Here is a 15744-nt window from a genome sequence, read left to right as displayed (position 1 = left end):
CCGCGGCGCTCCCATTTGCGTTGGCGTGTCGGTTATGCCTTACAGCTGGTACAGCGTGGTGAACTTGTCTTGGAGGTAGCTGCAGTAGTAACGGGCGTCAAAGTCCATGCCACAGGCGCCCTTGATGAGCTCCGGCGCGTCCTTGGCGCGGCCCCACTGCCAAATGTGCTCGCCTAGCCAGGCACGGACGGGCGCCAGATCGCCGCTCGCGCAGGCACCGGTAAGGTCGACGCCGTCGCGGCACATGGCCGGCACAAACATGGCGTCGTAGGCGCTGCCCAGCGCATAGGTGGGGAAGTAGCCAAACGAGCCGCCGCTCCAGTGCGTATCCTGTAGGCAGCCGCGCGTGTCGTCGGGAACGGGAATGCCCAAGTACTCATCCATGAAGCGGTTCCAAAGCGCGGGGATGTCCTTGGCCGTGGCCTCGCCGGCAAACAGCATGCGCTCGATCTCGTAGCGCACCATAATATGCAGCGGATAGGTGAGCTCGTCGGCCTCGGTGCGGACCAGCGACGGCTGCGCGATGTTCACGGCGCGGTAGAGCGTGTCTTCGTCCACGCTGCCATAGACCTCGGGCGCGTGGCGGCGCAGTACCTCGAGCAGCGGCCCCATAAAGGCGCGGCTGCGGCCCACGGTGTTCTCGAAGAATCGGCTTTGGCTCTCGTGGATGCCCATAGAGGTGCCGCCCTCCAGGCACGTGCGCGCATAGGCGGGGTTCACGCCCAGCTCGTACATGGCGTGTCCCGCCTCGTGGATGATGCTGTAGACATTGGAGATACAATCGTCCTCGTAGATGTGCGTCGCGATGCGCGCGTCACCCACGGCAAAACCCTCGCTAAACGGGTGCTCGGTAAAGGCAAGCGTGGTGTCGTCCAGGTTCAGGCCGACAAGCTTCATCAGGTCGAAGCTCATGGCACGCTGGGCAGCCTCGGGCACGTGGGCGTGCAAAAAGTCGGCGGCCGGCTGCTGGCCGCGCTCGCCGATGGCGTGCACGAGCGGCACGACCGTGGCCTTGACCTCGTCACAAAACGCATCGAAGCTCTTGGCGGAAAGGCCGCGCTCGTACTGGTCGAGCCAAACGTCGTATGGGTCGCGCTTGGGGTCCATAAGCTCGGCCTGATGCTTGAGCTGGCCCACGATCTTGTCCACATAGGGCTCAAAGCTCGTCCAGTCATTGGCCGTCTTGGCCTTGTGCCACACGGCGTCGGCCTCGCAGGTGAGCCTGGTCCAGGCCTCGGCCTCCTCGGTAGGGACAACGCTCGCTTCGCGCTGGTCGCGGCCGAGCACGCGGATCTCGTCGAGCAGCTGCGGGTCGTCTACATGTCCGCCTGCAACCGTCTCGCGCGCTAAGGAGCGTACGAGCTCAACGGATTTCTCGCTGGTCAGCAGCTTGTGATGCTCGCCGGCAAGCGTACCCATGGCGTCGGCACGGGCGGCAGCGCCGTTGGCAGGAGCAATCGTCGCTCCATCGAACTCGGCAATCTTGAGCAGGTACTCGCGAGTCCACAGCTTGCCTTCGAGTTTGCGGAACTTTTTGACGGCCTTGTCGACCTTCATGCCTTTAGGCGTCTTGCCCGCTGCGGGCTTGGCCTTCTTATCGAGTTTCTTTCCCATATCGTATCCTTAATCTCGCAGGCCGAGCACCGCAGGCGGGTGCACGGCCAGTTTGCACAGCTACCTGCTTTGTACCCAGCGCGAACAAAACGGAACGCGGCGATATGCTTGCAGAATGTGTTATCCTATAGCCCAATGCGTTGACGGAGAGGGTTTTTGCCCGCCGCGTCGCCGGCAAGAGAGGGAAGGTCATGGGCTGCAAGCCTTCCTGCGGTGGCAAGGGCCAAGCGTTCACTCCCGAGCAGCGACCTCAACGGGCGCGCGGCCAGTGGCAGCAAAGCCCCAGTAGGGAAGCCGTGAGCCTCGCGACAAGAGGCGCAGAGTGGGCGCGGCGGGCCAGACATCCGCCGGGTCAAACAAGGTGGTACCGCGGAATTTAACCGTCCTTGGGCAATGCACATGCCCGAGGACGGTTTTTTTGTTACCGAACCGGGCCGCGTATCCGCAGCATCGGGCGGCGTCAGCCGTCCCGGAGCGCGGATACGCGAGAGACGAAAGGGAAGACATGAGTCTGATTGATGATCTGGTCAAACTCGAGGAAGAGGCCAAGGAGCTCGTCGCAGGCGCCGACGACGCCGCAAAGCTCGAGGCTGCGCGCGTTGAGCTGCTCGGCCGCAAGGGCCGCATCACCGGCCTGATGCGTATGATGGGCAAGCTCGCCCCCGAGGATCGTCCTGTCATGGGCAAGCGCGCCAACGAGATGCGCCAGCTGATCGAGGGCATGCTCGACGAGCGCACCACCGAGATGAAGGCCGCCGCCCTCAAGCACGCACTCGAGCACGAGGCCGTCGACATTACGCTGCCGGGCATCCGTCCGCAGATCGGTCACCAGCACCTGATCAAGCAGATCATCGAGGAGGCCGAGGACATCTTCTGCGGCATCGGCTACACCGTCGAGTCCGGCCCCATGGTCGATACCTCCTACTACAACTTCACCGCGCTCAACGCGCCCATGGATCACCCGAGCCGCTCGGCCCGCGACACCTTCTACGTGGTCGACAACAACCCCGGCAGCGTCGCGCACCCCGAGGCTCACGCCCATGGCGAGTCCGACGTACTGCTGCGCACCCAGACCTCGGGCGTGCAGATCCACACCATGGAGTCGCAAAAGCCGCCCATCTACATGATCTGCCCGGGCACCGTCTATCGTCCCGATACGGCCGACGCCTGCCACCTGCCGCAGTTCAACCAGATCGAGGGCCTGGTCGTCGACGAGGGCATCACCTTTGGCGATCTTAAGGGCACGCTCGACTACTTTGTTAAGTGCATGTTTGGCGAGGATCGCAAGACCCGCTACCGCCCGCACTTCTTCCCCTTCACCGAGCCCAGCTGCGAGGTGGACGTGAGCTGCCACGTGTGCGGCGGAAAGGGCTGCAACTTCTGCAAGCACAGCGGTTGGATTGAGATCCTGGGCTGCGGCATGGTCGATCCCAACGTGCTCATCAACTGCGGCATCGACCCCGAGAAGTACACCGGCTTTGCCTTTGGCATTGGCGCCGAGCGCGTCGCGGCCCTGCGCTACGACCTGCCCGACCTCAGAACTCTCATGACAGGCGATATGCGTTTCCTGAACCAATTTTAGGCTTGCCCAGGCACCCCATCTTGGCGTTCAAACCGTCGCTCGCGTACCTTTAGTACGCGTCGCTCCTCTTTCACGCCAACCTGGGGCACCTGGACAACCCTAAGGCGAACGTCTTCATTTGATATTCCTCCCTATGCGGAGATTAAGAACTAGGAGAGCTACATGCGCGTTTCTTACGACTGGCTCAAGACCATGATCGATATTCCGGAAGATCCTAAGACCCTTTCGGACGAGTATATCCGCACCGGCACCGAGGTTGAGGCGATTGACACCGTGGGCGAGTCCTTCGACCACGTGGTGACCGCCAAGGTGCTCACCAAGACCCCGCACCCCGATAGCGACCATATGTATGTGTGCTCGGTTGACGTGGGTGACAAGAACCTCGACGCCGACGGCAACCCCGCCCCGCTGCAGATTGTCTGCGGCGCGCAGAACTTCGAGGCCGGCGACCACATCGTCACGGCCATGATCGGCGCAGTTCTGCCCGGCGACGTCAAGATCAAGAAGAGCAAGCTTCGCGGCGTCGTGTCCATGGGCATGAACTGCTCTGCGCGCGAGCTCGGTCTGGGCGGCGACCACTCCGGCATCATGATTCTGCCTGAGGATACGCCCTGCGGCATGCCGTTTGCCGAGTATGTGGGCTCGAGCGATACCGTGCTCGACTGCGAGATCACGCCCAACCGCCCCGACTGCCTGTCCATGATCGGTATGGCCCGCGAGACCGGCGCCATTTTCGATCGCGATTTCCACGTGGAGCTGCCCGCCATCAAGGCAGAGACCGGCCGCGCGACCGACGACGAGCTTTCGGTCGAGATTGCCGACGAGGGCCTGTGCGACCGCTATGTCGCCCGCATCGTGCGCAACGTGAAGGTCGGCCCGTCGCCCGACTGGATGGTCAAGCGCCTCAACGCCCTGGGCGTGCGTCCGCACAACAACATCGTCGACATCACCAACTACGTGATGATGCTCACCGGTCAGCCGCTGCACGCCTTTGACCTGTCAACCTTTGCCGAGCGCGAGGGCCATCGCCGCGTGGTGGTTCGCGCCGCCCGGCAGGACGAGAAGTTCACGACCCTCGACGGCGAGGAGCGCACGCTCGACGCCGGCATGGGCCTCATCACCGACGGCGAGCGTCCCGTGGCGCTGGCCGGCGTTATGGGCGGCATGGATTCCGAGATCGAGGACGACACCGTCGACGTGATGGTCGAGAGCGCCTGCTTCAACGCCGGCCGCACCTCGCACACCAGCCGCGACCTGTCGCTGATCTCCGATGCCTCCATCCGCTTTGAGCGCCAGGTCGACGAGACCGGCTGCGTGGATGTCGCCAACGTTACCTGCGCGCTCATCGAGCAGATCGCCGGCGGCGAGGTCGCTCCCGGCTACGTCGACGTTTTCCCCGCGCCCAAGACCATCGACAGCATTAAGCTGCGCCTGGCCCGCGTGCACGCCATCTGCGGCGCCGACATCGAGCCCGACTTTATCGAGCGCTCGCTCACCCGCCTGGGCTGCACCGTCGAGCGCGACGGCGAGGACTTTATGGTTACCCCGCCGAGCTTCCGCCCTGACCTGCCGCGCGAGATCGATCTGATCGAGGAGGTCCTGCGCCTGTGGGGCATGGGCCGCGTGACGGCGACCATCCCGGCTGCCAAGAACCACATCGGCGGCCTGACCCGCGAGCAGAAGCTCACCCGCAAGGTTGGCGAGATCCTGCGCGCCTGCGGCCTCAACGAGACCACGACTTTTGGCTTTGCCGCCCCGGGCGACCTGGAGAAGATTGGCATGTCCACCGAGGGCCGCGGCTGCCCCGTGGTGCTCATGAACCCGCTGGTGGCCGAGCAGACCGAGATGCGCCGCTCGCTGCTGCCGGGTCTGCTGCAGTCTGTGGCCTACAACGAGGCCCACGGCACGCCCAACGTGCACCTGTACGAGGTCGGCAGCCTGTTCCACGGCCGCGAGAACGCTAGCCTGCCCAAGGAGACCAAGTCCGTGGCGGGTGTGCTCTCGGGCCAGTGGAGTGAGCAGTCCTGGAACATGAAGTATCGCAAGCTGCGCTTCTTCTTTGGTAAGGGCATTGTCGAGGAGTTGCTCGCTCAGCTGCGCATCGAGAAGGTGCGCTTCCGTCCCGCCGAGGGCGAGGGCTACGCCTTCTTGCAGCCGGGCCGTGCGGCCGAGGTTCTGTCTGGCGGTACCGTGCTGGGCTGGGTCGGCGAGATTCACCCCGAGGCGCGCGAGGCCTGCGGCATAGATGAGGTCGTCGTTGCCTTTGAGCTCGATCTGGACAAGCTGATCAAGGGTGCCCGCAACCAGGAGAACTACCGTGAATTCTCGCAGTACCCGGCTGTTGAGCACGACCTTGCAATCGTGGTCGACAACTCCGTGACCTGCGAGGACCTCGAGCGCCGTATTACCAGTGCCGGCGGCAAGCTGCTCGAGGGCGTGCGCCTGTTCGATGTCTACCGCGATCCGGTCCGCATTGGCAAGGGCAAGAAGTCCATGGCCTTTGCGCTTACGTATCGCTCCGACGATCACACGCTCACCAGCGAAGAGGTCGAGAAGGCGCACCAGAAGATCGTCACCAAGGTGTGCAAGGGCGTAAACGGCGAGGTCCGCGGCTAAGATCGCTTGCGTCTGTGACGAATGTATTGCAAAACGGCGCACTGCTTTGTTGGCAGTGCGCCGTTTGCTATGATAGCCGGCGGCGTGTTACGAATCTATCAATACGTAACACTATCAAGGTGATTCAAACGGCGCTGCGATTGCGTGCCGACAATCGGGAGGCATACATGCACATTCCAGATAATTATCTGTCCCCGCAGACCGATGCCGTCATGGCGGTGGCGATGGTGCCCGTTTGGGTTCACTGCATCAAGAAGGTGCGCGCCACGCTCGATCGCGAGCACATGGCTTTTCTGGGCATCTGCGCCGCGTTCTCCTTTTTGCTCATGATGTTCAACGTGCCGCTGCCCGGCGGCACCACGGGTCACGCCGTCGGCGGTGCGCTCATCGCACTGCTGCTGGGTCCCGAGGCCGCTGCCATCGCGGTTTCGGTCGCGCTGGCGCTGCAGGCGCTGCTGTTTGGCGACGGCGGCGTTCTGTCGTTTGGCGCCAACTGCTTTAACATGGCATTTGTGCTGCCGTTTGTCGCTGCTATCGTGTTCGGTGCGCTCAACAGTCGTCTGCACGACAAGAGCTGGGGCACCTCGGTTTCTGCCGTCGTGAGCGGTTGGGTCGGCCTGTGCCTGGCGGCCCTGTGCGCGGCAATCGAGTTTGGTATTCAGCCGATGCTCTTTACCAACGTTTCGGGCGCGCCGCTGTACTGCCCCTTCCCACTGTCCGTGGCTATTCCGGCTATGTTGATTCCGCATATGCTGGTTGCCGGCGTGATCGAGGGCGTGGCGACGGCCGCCATCTACGGTTTCATTAAGAAGACGGCGCCGAGCATTATCGTCGGGCCCGAGGCCGTCGATGGCCAGCTTGCCGCCGATGGTACCGCCAAGAAGACTTCCCTAATCCCCACGCTCATTCTGGTCGCCGTACTTGTATTGGCCACGCCGCTGGGCCTTTTGGCCACGGGTGACGCCTGGGGCGAGTGGGACGCTGAGGGCGCCGCGACCGCCGTTCAGGAGGCTGGTGACGACAGTCTGCAGGCTTCGGTCGGCCTCGATGCTCCGACCTTTGCCGATGCGCTGCCCACGGGCGACTACCTGCAGGTCTATTCCGAGGAGCAGGGCCTTGGCTTTGCCGGCCAGGCCGCGATGTATATCCTTTCGGGCGTGATTGGCGTGGCGGTGCTTACCATCGCATTCCGCCTGGTCTCGCTGACGGTCAAGGAAAGCGGTGCTCATGGCAATAGCCGAGCTGCCTAGCTGGCTTGCGGCCGAGGAGCGATATGAGCCCGTGGGGGCTCGGCATCGTGTGATGCAGAAGAATGTCCTGCACCTGGCGAGCCTGCTTGAGCGGGTTCGCCTGGGTGGAGGCGCGCACGAGGGCGGGTCGATGGTCGACCGCGCCCTTTCTTGCGTTTCGGCTCCGGTGCGCCTGGTGGGGATGTTCGTTTGCGTCCTGTGCGTGTGTCTGACGCAGAGCCCGCTGTACCTCATGTTGATGGCGGCTATCGCGCTGGTGCTCGTTGCCGTGCGCCCTGTACGCGGGCTGCGCGCGACCTTTGTGCCGGCGCTCGGCGCCGCGGGACTCGCAGTGGTTCTGGCGCTGCCTGCCCTGCTGCTGGGCGCTTCTGCCACGGGCGCCATGCTCAAGATCGCGCTCAAGACCTTCATTAATGTGTCGCTGGTACTGGGCGTTTCGTGGACGCTTACCTGGAGCCGCATGTCGTCGGCGCTCAAGATGCTGCATCTGCCCGACGAGGTTATCTTTACCTTTGATATGGCACTCAAGCATATCGAGGTGCTGGGACGCACAGCGCACGATCTGTGCGAATCGGTCATGCTGCGCAGCGTCGGATCCGCGCCTGCGGGTTTTTCGCGCACCGACTCGCTGGCGGGTATCATGGGCATGACGTTTATCAAGGCGATGGAATGCAGCCGCGCGATGGACGAGGCTATGCTTTGTCGCGGCTTTGCCGGTGCGTATCCGGCGCCCGCGCGCGCCGGGTTTGGCTGGCGCGATGCCGTTTACGCGGCCGTTGTGGCGTTGCTCGTCGTGTTGTGCGCGGTGTTGTAGCGCGGACGGTCGAACTGTCGATGTGAGTAGGGAAGGGCGGCGTTTTGGCAAACGATACGAATAACGCGATGGGTGCGAGCGGTGCTGCCGGCGCCGAGATCACGCCGCTCATCGAGTTTCGCGACGTGGTGTTTTCCTATGCGGGTCATACGGTGGTCGATGGCGTAACATTGCGGGTGAACCGTGGGGAGCTCGTTGCTCTGCTTGGTCCTAACGGCTGCGGCAAGACGACGGTCATGCGTCTTATCAACGGCCTTGAGCTTGCGGACGCGGGTGCGTACCTGTTCGACGGGCATGTGGTCGATGCGGCATATCTCAAGGATTCCGCGACGGCCCAGCGGTTCCATCAGCGCGTGGGCTTTGTGTTCCAGAATGCCGATGCGCAGCTCTTTTGCGCCACGGTCGGCGAGGAGGTTGCGTTTGGCCCCGCCCAGATGGGGCTGCCGGCAGACGAGCTCGAGCGCCGCGTGCGCGATGCCATGGGGCTGTTCCAGGTTGCCGACCTTGCCGACGCCTCTCCCTATCAGCTCTCGGGCGGGCAAAAGAAGCGCGTTGCGCTGGCTGCGGTGGTGTCGATGAACCCGGATATCTTGGTCCTCGATGAACCTACCAATGGACTCGACGAAGATTCATGCGACATCGTGGTCAACTTCTTGCTGGCCTACGTCGCGGCGGGTAAGACGGTTTTGATGAGTACGCATCACCAGGATCTGGTGCGACGCTTGGGTGCCCGCGCCATCTATATCGATCGATATCACCATGTGGTCGAGGCGTCTTCGCCGTCGTATGGAACCGAAAGCGGTGCTACGGACTAGTTGCTGCGTAAAGCGTGCGTAGCCGCCTGCGCGGCTTTGCCGTGATGGTATAGTTATCCAGGTTTTTTATGGGGGTGGCTATGCCAAGCTGGAACATTCATATCGCTCAGACGGAGCGTTTGCTGGATCGCACCAGTGTGCTTGCCGATAGTGTGCGCGACCGCAATGCCTTTTTGTTTGGCTGCGTGGTTCCGGATATCTTCGTGGGCTATATGGTCCCTGGCATCGCCGATCCCATCCCGTACCGCATTACGCACTTTGCCAAGCCTGAGCCCATCCCTAAGCCTCGTGAGCATGAGTTCTGGGATACCTATGTGGCACCGTTGCTTAAAAGTTCGCCCACCGGTGCGCCGGCCGCGGCGACCTCGATTATCGAGGAACGCGAGCGACTGAACCGCGTGCACTATCCCCAGCGCTACAAGTATGCCGAGCCGGTTGCCGGTCCCGGCGCTAGTGAGTTCTCGCTTGCGTCCGAAGATGTGGCGCAGTCGCTGCTCGATTTAACGCTGGGCGTCTGGTCGCATCTGGTGGCCGACACGGTATGGAACACGCGTGTGAACCAGTATCTGGAGGCGCACGGCGGCAAGCCGTGTGAGGAGTTCCGCATTAAAAAGCAAGGCGACTTTGACTGGTTTGGCAAGACGCTGGGCATTGTTTCGATTCCGCGTGCGACCAATCGCCTGTTTACCGCGGCGACGCGTTTTGGGCAGTATCCCATCCATAACGAATATGTGCTCAAGACTATCGGCGTCATGCACGAGATTGTACGCGAAAACCCCGGCGAGCCCGATCATCCGCCGTATCGCCTGCTAACCGAGGAATTTTTCGATGCAACGTTTACCGATGTCATCGAGCTAACCGAGGCAGGCTTTGCCGAGCGCGTAGCCGCTCCCGGCACACCCGCACTGCCCCTGATTGCTAGCTGCTAGCTGGCCGGCCCGGTAGTGAACAGCTCGTCCCAATCGACAAATAGCTTTTGCCGCAGGGCATCTTCGGCGTCGCACTCCTGTTTGGTCTTTGGAGTGTAGGGAAGCCCAGCCTTTTTATGGATGAGCTCGGCTATGTGGTCGAAGCTCTTCTTATCCTTAATCTGGTCATAGGTAAGTTGGATGACGTCGTAGCCCATGCTTGTGAGTGCGGTGGCGCGCTCGGCATCGGAGAGGCTCGCGGCTTCGCTGTCATGAGCGGAGCGGCCTTGGCATTCCAGAATGACACCCATGCTGTCGGTGAAACTTTCGATGAGGATGTCGGCGTAACAGCAGGTTTTGTCATACAGCGAACGTGCGGCTTCGCTGAGCGGGATGCGCGCGTTATTGGTGATGTCTATGCCCAGGCCGCCTTCGTCGCGGGGGAGTGAGATGGGCATGGATGTCTGGACCTCGAAGGGTGAGGCAGTCTGTCCTGTCATGCGTTTGGCGGCCCAACGGAGTTGCTTGACGCCGCGCAGGCCTGCGGCCTGCTTGGCGAACGCGGCGATATCCGCCGCGCTGAGGAGCGGCGCGCGTTTCCACAAATTGGTGCCATTGCCCTTGGTGTCAACAACGCGCTCCCAGCCACAGTCGGGTGGAATGAACTTAAGGGAAATCGCCTCATCAAGTTGCTGTTGCGCACGCTCGCAGGGCGTAAATACTGCAAATGAGCTGCACATTTCATAGCATGCCATAAGCAGCTGGATGCGGGAAGCCTGCGTAGCAAGGTTGAGCAGTGTGAACTCGGGCGAAGTGACATCAAATCCATGTTCAGTTTGCCTAAACGACCCGGGAGGTGGTTCCTGGGTCAGCAGGCGGCTGCGAAAAAGCTTGCCGTTCGCGCGGCGACCCTTTTCGCCCACGAATCTCCAGACCGGCTTGTCGAGTAGATCCTCAAATACTGGCTGTTTTGAGTAATGCACCAAGCGATGGTCATGGTCGGGCGGCAGGATTGCCGGATAGAGTCCCAGTATCTGGGGCGGGATGCGATAGTACTGGAAAGCCGAGGGTCCGCAAGCGAGAAATGACATAGCAATCCGATCGTTTGAGCGTTGTTTGGGCTAGAAAGGCTATCGGTTTCGGAAGTGCGGGGAAAAAGAGAAGCAGGCAAAGCACAAGGAGTATTTGAGCCAACTTTATCAGGGGTTTTGTTGAAATAGAAGGGCTTGTGCTTGGGGGTGAGCAATTTTTCCCCGCACTTCCGAAAACGCGGTCGATCTGGCTCTTGCTAAAACGATTTAGCAGCGTCGGTTAAGGTGTGGGTTTGCCACCGGGCGAACACTTTTAGCGCTTGGGGCTTTATTATTTGGGCCCTGAAGGGTGGATTTCGCGCTTTTGGTAAAGAAATGAGTGCGTGTTTTGCCGTGCGCAGGTATTGGCACACAGAAAAAGGGCCCGGAAGGCGAAGCCTTCCGGGCCCTTTGCAATGCAAATCTGCTTGCAAGTGCGATTTAGCGCACCTGAGCGACGTAAGCGACGTTGGTCGAGGAGACCTTGTCCTCGAGCTGGACGCTCATGCGGGGATCGCCGGCGGTGGCGACGGTCAGATCGCCGGTCTCGACGTAGCCGAGCTCCTTGGCGGTCTCGATCGCCTTGACGATCGTGCCGTTGACGGTGCCCTGGGTAATCTCTGCCTGGTGCGGGATGACGCCCCAGTACATGATCATCTGCTGGACGGCCCACTCGTGGCGGGAGAACGCGCAGATCGGCATGTTGGGACGGAAGTGCGAGATCAGGCGAGCAGTACGACCGGTGGTCGTCGGCACGGTGATGCACTTGGCGCCAACGGTGGTGGCCATGTTCACAGCGGACATACCCACAACGTTGTTGACAACGCGGGTGCCGTGAGCGTCAGCGGGAACCTCGAGCGGAGCGTGAGCCGGGAGGTACTTCTCGGTCTCGAGAGCGATGCTGGCCTGCATCTTAACGGCCTCGACCGGGTACTTACCGGCAGCGGACTCGCCAGAGAGCATAACGGCGTCGGTGCCGTCGTAGATGGCGTTAGCAACGTCGGCAACCTCGGCGCGCGTCGGGCGCGGGTTCTGCTGCATGGAGTCGAGCATCTGCGTAGCGGTGATGACGGGCTTGTAGGCCGCGTTGCACTTGGCGATGATCTCCTTCTGGATATGCGGAACGAGCTCGGGCTTGATCTCGATGCCCAGGTCGCCGCGGGCGACCATGATGCCGTCGGAAGCCTCGAGGATCTCGTCGAAGTTCTCGACGCCCAGGGCGCACTCGATCTTTGGGAAGATCGTCACGTGCTCGCCACCGTTCTCGCGGCAAAGCTCGCGGATGCCGCGGACGGACTCGGCGTCACGGATGAAGGAAGCGGCGATGTAGTCGATGTTCTCGGTCAGGCCAAAGAGAATGTCCTGACGATCGCGCTCGGTGATGGCGGGCAGCGAGATGTTGACGTTGGGCATGTTGACGCCCTTGCGCTCGCCGATCAGGCCGTCATTCTTGACGACGCAGGTCATGTCCTGGCCGTCGACGGACTCGACCTCGAGGGCAACCAGGCCGTCATCGATCAGGATGAGGGAGCCCTTCTCGACCTCGGAGGGCAGAGCCAGGTAGTCGAGGGAGATGTGCTCAGCGGTGCCGTGGAAATCCTCGGACGTGGGCTGAGCGGTGACGACGATCTTATCGCCGGTCTTGACGGCGACCTTCTTGCCGTCGACCAGAAGGCCGGTGCGGACCTCGGGGCCCTTGGTGTCGAGCAGGATGCCGACGGGCAGACCGAGCTCCTTGGAAATACGACGGACGCGCTCGATGCGACCGTGGTGCTCGTCGTAAGAGCCGTGCGAGAAGTTGAAACGGGCGACGTTCATGCCCGCCTTGATCATCTCGCGGATGGTCTCGTCGCTATCGCAGGCGGGACCCATGGTGCATACAATCTTAGTGCGCTTGTACATTCAGACCTCCATCTGACATCGTCTTGCGCTGATAGATAAACCATAAGAAATAAAACTGAGTTGATTATAACGAAATGACGACCGAATACCCCAAAAAATCGACCGTACGCCGATTTAGAAGTTCATTCTTTAGTCAAAAAAGACTAAAGAAAAATTTTTACCAAGCGGTCTTACCGCTGCTATCTGGGCGATATTTCAGTTTGCCGATGCGCTGAAGAAAAAACGTTTTATCAATCTCGAGCATCACACTGTCTGCACCGTTGCGCCTGTGCCGTGTTTCCAGATGGAATGTTTTGGCTAGACGCGTCGCTTTGGGGTACCATAGCTCCACTATCAACTGCCGCTCAGCACGGCAGCCTTGATGAGCCCTTGCCCTTCTCCTGGGAATTATGATCGGGCATCAATCTGCTGAGTGGCCCGAATCCCAGGAGGGGACTCTATATGCAAAAGGAATACCTGTCCGCCGCGGCGGAGGTGCTCAGCGACCAAGGTGTCGATGAGAACCTCGGCCTGAGCAACGGCGAGGCGTCGTCGCGTCTTGCCAAGACAGGCCCTAACAAGCTTGAGGAAGCCGAGAAAACGCCGCTTTGGAAGCGTTTCTTTGAGCAGATGGCCGACCCCATGGTCATCATGTTGATCGCGGCCGCGGTTATCAGCGCGCTCACGGGCATGGTCAAGGGCGAGCCCGACTTTGCTGATGTCGCCATCATCATGTTCGTCGTTATCGTCAACTCGGTGCTGGGCGTAGTCCAAGAGGCCAAGAGCGAGGAGGCCCTCGAAGCCCTGCAAGAGATGAGCGCGGCGCAGTCCAAGGTACTGCGCGACGGCAAGCTCGTGCACCTGCCGAGCGCCGAGCTCGTGCCCGGTGACGTGATCATGCTCGAGGCGGGCGACTCCGTCCCGGCCGACTGCCGCGTGCTCGAGAGCGCCACGATGAAGATCGAAGAGGCCGCACTCACCGGCGAGTCCGTGCCGGTCGAGAAGCACGCCAACGTGATCGAGCTTGCTGCGGGCACCGATGACGTGCCGCTCGGCGACCGCAAGAACATGTGCTACATGGGCTCCACCGTTGTGTACGGCCGTGGCCGCGCCGTTGTGGTCGGCACCGGTATGAACACCGAGATGGGCAAGATTGCCGGCGCCCTGGCCGAGGCTAAGGAAGAGCTCACGCCGCTGCAGGTGAAGCTCGCCGAGCTCAGCCGCATCCTTACCATCATGGTTATCGTCATCTGCGTCGTCATCTTTGGCGTCGATATCCTCCGCCACGGCGTGGGCAACGTCCTTACCGACCCGACCGCTTTGCTCGACACCTTTATGGTCGCCGTCTCGCTCGCCGTCGCTGCCATCCCCGAGGGCCTGGTCGCCGTTGTGACCATCGTGCTGTCGCTTGGCGTGACCAAGATGGCCAAGCGCCAGGCGATTATCCGCAAGCTTTCTGCCGTCGAGACCCTCGGCTGCACGCAGACCATCTGCTCCGACAAGACCGGTACCCTTACTCAAAACAAGATGACCGTCGTCAAGCACGAGCTTGCTGCGCCTAAGGAGAAGTTCCTGGCCGGTATGGCGCTGTGCTCCGATGCCCAGTGGGACGAGGATTTAGGCGAGGCCGTGGGCGAGCCGACCGAGTGCGCGCTTGTCAACGACGCCGGCAAGGCGGGCCTCACCGGCCTGACTGCCGAGCATCCGCGTGTGGGCGAGGCCCCGTTCGACTCGGGTCGTAAGATGATGTCCGTGGTCGTAGAGACCCTGGACGGCGAGTATGAGCAGTACACCAAGGGTGCGCCCGACGTGGTGATCGGCCTGTGCACCCACATCTACGAGGGCGATAAGGTCGTCCCCCTGACCGAGGAGCGTCGTGCCGAGCTCGTGGCGGCCAACAAAGCCATGGCCGACGAGGCCCTGCGCGTGCTGGCGCTGGCGAGCCGCACCTACACCGAGGTTCCCGCCGACTGCAGTCCCGCTGCGCTCGAGCATGACCTGGTCTTCTGCGGCCTGTCCGGCATGATTGACCCTGTCCGCCCCGAGGTCGCCGACGCCATCCGCGAGGCCCACGATGCTGGTATTCGCACCGTGATGATCACGGGCGACCATATCGACACCGCCGTGGCCATTGCCAAGCAGCTGGGAATCGTCACCGATCGCAGCCATGCCATCACCGGTGCCGACCTCGATCGTATGAGCGACGAGGAGCTCGACGCGCATATCGAGGACTACGGCGTGTACGCCCGCGTCCAGCCCGAGCACAAGACCCGTATCGTAGAGGCTTGGAAGTCGCGCGACCAGATCGTGGCCATGACGGGCGACGGCGTCAACGATGCCCCGTCCATCAAACGCGCCGACATCGGCGTTGGCATGGGCATCACCGGCACCGACGTTACCAAGAACGTTGCCGACATGGTGCTTGCCGACGACAACTTCGCCACTATCATCGGTGCCTGCGAAGAGGGCCGTCGTATCTACGACAACATCCGCAAGGTCATCCAGTTCCTGCTTTCGGCCAACCTTGCCGAGGTCTTCTCGGTGTTCATCGCCACGCTCATCGGCTTTACCATCTTTCAGCCGGTGCAGCTGCTGTGGGTGAACCTGGTCACCGACTGCTTCCCCGCGCTCGCGCTGGGCATGGAGGACGCCGAGGGCGACATCATGAAGCGCAAGCCGCGCAACGCCAAGGACGGCGTCTTTGCCGGCAATATGGGCCTGGACTGCGTGGTCCAGGGCCTGATCATTACCGTGCTGGTGCTGGCGAGCTTCTTTGTGGGCGTGTACTTTGACATGGGCTACATCCACATCGCCGATATGATCGCAGGCAATGCCGACGAGGAAGGCGTGATGATGGCGTTCATCACGCTCAACATGGTCGAGATCTTCCACTGCTTCAATATGCGCAGCCGTCGTGCCTCGCTGTTCACCATGAAGAAGCAGAACAAGTGGCTGTGGGCCTCCGCCGCGCTGGCGCTGGTACTGACGGTGATCGTAACCGTGCAGCCGACGCTTGCCGAGATGTTCTTTGGTCCCGTGACGCTCGAGCTCAAGGGTGTTATCGCCGCGCTGGGCCTTGCCTTCCTGATCATTCCGCTGATGGAGATCTACAAGGCGATCATGCGCGCCGTGGAGAAGGGGTAGGTCGAAAGGCTATCCTTCCTACCGGCCCGACCGCCTGCGGGGTTTCCACG

The 15744-nt window shown here is 61.7% G+C and carries 10 protein-coding genes; 7 read left to right on the top strand and 3 right to left on the bottom strand.

Features of this window, described 5'->3' with window-relative positions; genetic code table 11:
• Positions 1-39 precede the first annotated feature (39 nt).
• On the bottom strand, positions 40-1614 hold the full coding sequence (locus DW732_RS00290; RefSeq protein ID WP_117799315.1) for a carboxypeptidase M32: 1575 nt from the start codon (positions 1612-1614) through the stop codon (positions 40-42).
• 505 nt (positions 1615-2119) lie between these two features.
• On the opposite strand from DW732_RS00290, the gene pheS reads away from it, so the two are divergent.
• The 6 genes from pheS (at position 2120) to DW732_RS00260 (ending at position 9620) form a co-directional block, all read left to right on the top strand.
• On the top strand, positions 2120-3196 hold the full coding sequence (gene pheS, locus DW732_RS00285; protein WP_040359117.1) for a phenylalanine--tRNA ligase subunit alpha: 1077 nt from the start codon (positions 2120-2122) through the stop codon (positions 3194-3196).
• A 162-nt stretch (positions 3197-3358) separates the two neighbouring features.
• Positions 3359-5812: a phenylalanine--tRNA ligase subunit beta gene (pheT, locus tag DW732_RS00280; protein WP_118098062.1), complete on the top strand. Its 2454-nt coding sequence runs from the start codon at positions 3359-3361 to the stop codon at positions 5810-5812.
• 167 nt (positions 5813-5979) lie between these two features.
• The gene (cbiM, locus tag DW732_RS00275) at positions 5980-7062 is read left to right on the top strand and encodes a cobalt transporter CbiM (RefSeq protein WP_117743140.1); all 1083 of its coding nucleotides are present in this window, start codon (positions 5980-5982) and stop codon (positions 7060-7062) included.
• Positions 7040-7876, top strand: a complete 837-nt coding sequence (locus DW732_RS00270) for an energy-coupling factor transporter transmembrane protein EcfT (RefSeq protein WP_118098060.1) — start codon at positions 7040-7042, stop codon at positions 7874-7876. The genes cbiM and DW732_RS00270 overlap by 23 nt, the downstream gene beginning before the upstream one ends.
• 44 nt (positions 7877-7920) lie before the next feature.
• On the top strand, positions 7921-8691 hold the full coding sequence (locus DW732_RS00265) for an energy-coupling factor ABC transporter ATP-binding protein (protein WP_118098058.1): 771 nt from the start codon (positions 7921-7923) through the stop codon (positions 8689-8691).
• An 80-nt stretch (positions 8692-8771) separates the two neighbouring features.
• On the top strand, positions 8772-9620 hold the full coding sequence (locus tag DW732_RS00260; protein WP_118098055.1) for a hypothetical protein: 849 nt from the start codon (positions 8772-8774) through the stop codon (positions 9618-9620).
• Here the strand turns inward: DW732_RS00260 and DW732_RS00255 are convergent.
• Positions 9617-10690 (bottom strand): hypothetical protein, encoded by a 1074-nt coding sequence (locus DW732_RS00255; RefSeq protein ID WP_147356335.1) that lies wholly within the window; start codon positions 10688-10690, stop codon positions 9617-9619. The two genes, DW732_RS00260 and DW732_RS00255, sit on opposite strands and share 4 nt — an antisense overlap.
• Positions 10691-11110: 420 nt before the next feature.
• The gene (gene pyk, locus DW732_RS00250; RefSeq protein ID WP_118098052.1) at positions 11111-12571 is read right to left on the bottom strand and encodes a pyruvate kinase; all 1461 of its coding nucleotides are present in this window, start codon (positions 12569-12571) and stop codon (positions 11111-11113) included.
• Between the two features lie 441 nt (positions 12572-13012).
• Between pyk and DW732_RS00245 the strand changes: the two genes are divergently transcribed.
• Entirely contained in the window at positions 13013-15694 is a 2682-nt protein-coding gene (locus DW732_RS00245; protein ID WP_118098050.1) for a cation-translocating P-type ATPase, read from the top strand.
• The last annotated feature ends 50 nt before the right edge of the window (positions 15695-15744 follow it).

This window comes from Collinsella sp. AM28-11LB (assembly GCF_003469895.1).
In the GTDB taxonomy this organism is placed as follows: domain Bacteria; phylum Actinomycetota; class Coriobacteriia; order Coriobacteriales; family Coriobacteriaceae; genus Collinsella.
The sequence above is the reverse complement of the archived record's forward strand: the minus strand, read 5'-3'. Positions and strand labels throughout refer to the sequence as shown.

Bases quoted from the DNA above. Each gene is read 5' to 3' on its own strand.
- DW732_RS00290 (WP_117799315.1), bottom strand. From the start codon at position 1,614: ATGGGAAAGAAACTCGATAAGAAGGCCAAGCCCGCAGCGGGCAAGACG.
- pheS (WP_040359117.1), top strand. From the start codon at position 2,120: ATGAGTCTGATTGATGATCTGGTCAAACTCGAGGAAGAGGCCAAGGAG.
- pheT (WP_118098062.1), top strand. From the start codon at position 3,359: ATGCGCGTTTCTTACGACTGGCTCAAGACCATGATCGATATTCCGGAA.
- cbiM (WP_117743140.1), top strand. From the start codon at position 5,980: ATGCACATTCCAGATAATTATCTGTCCCCGCAGACCGATGCCGTCATG.
- DW732_RS00270 (WP_118098060.1), top strand. From the start codon at position 7,040: ATGGCAATAGCCGAGCTGCCTAGCTGGCTTGCGGCCGAGGAGCGATAT.
- DW732_RS00260 (WP_118098055.1), top strand. From the start codon at position 8,772: ATGCCAAGCTGGAACATTCATATCGCTCAGACGGAGCGTTTGCTGGAT.
- DW732_RS00255 (WP_147356335.1), bottom strand. From the start codon at position 10,690: ATGTCATTTCTCGCTTGCGGACCCTCGGCTTTCCAGTACTATCGCATC.
- pyk (WP_118098052.1), bottom strand. From the start codon at position 12,571: ATGTACAAGCGCACTAAGATTGTATGCACCATGGGTCCCGCCTGCGAT.
- DW732_RS00245 (WP_118098050.1), top strand. From the start codon at position 13,013: ATGCAAAAGGAATACCTGTCCGCCGCGGCGGAGGTGCTCAGCGACCAA.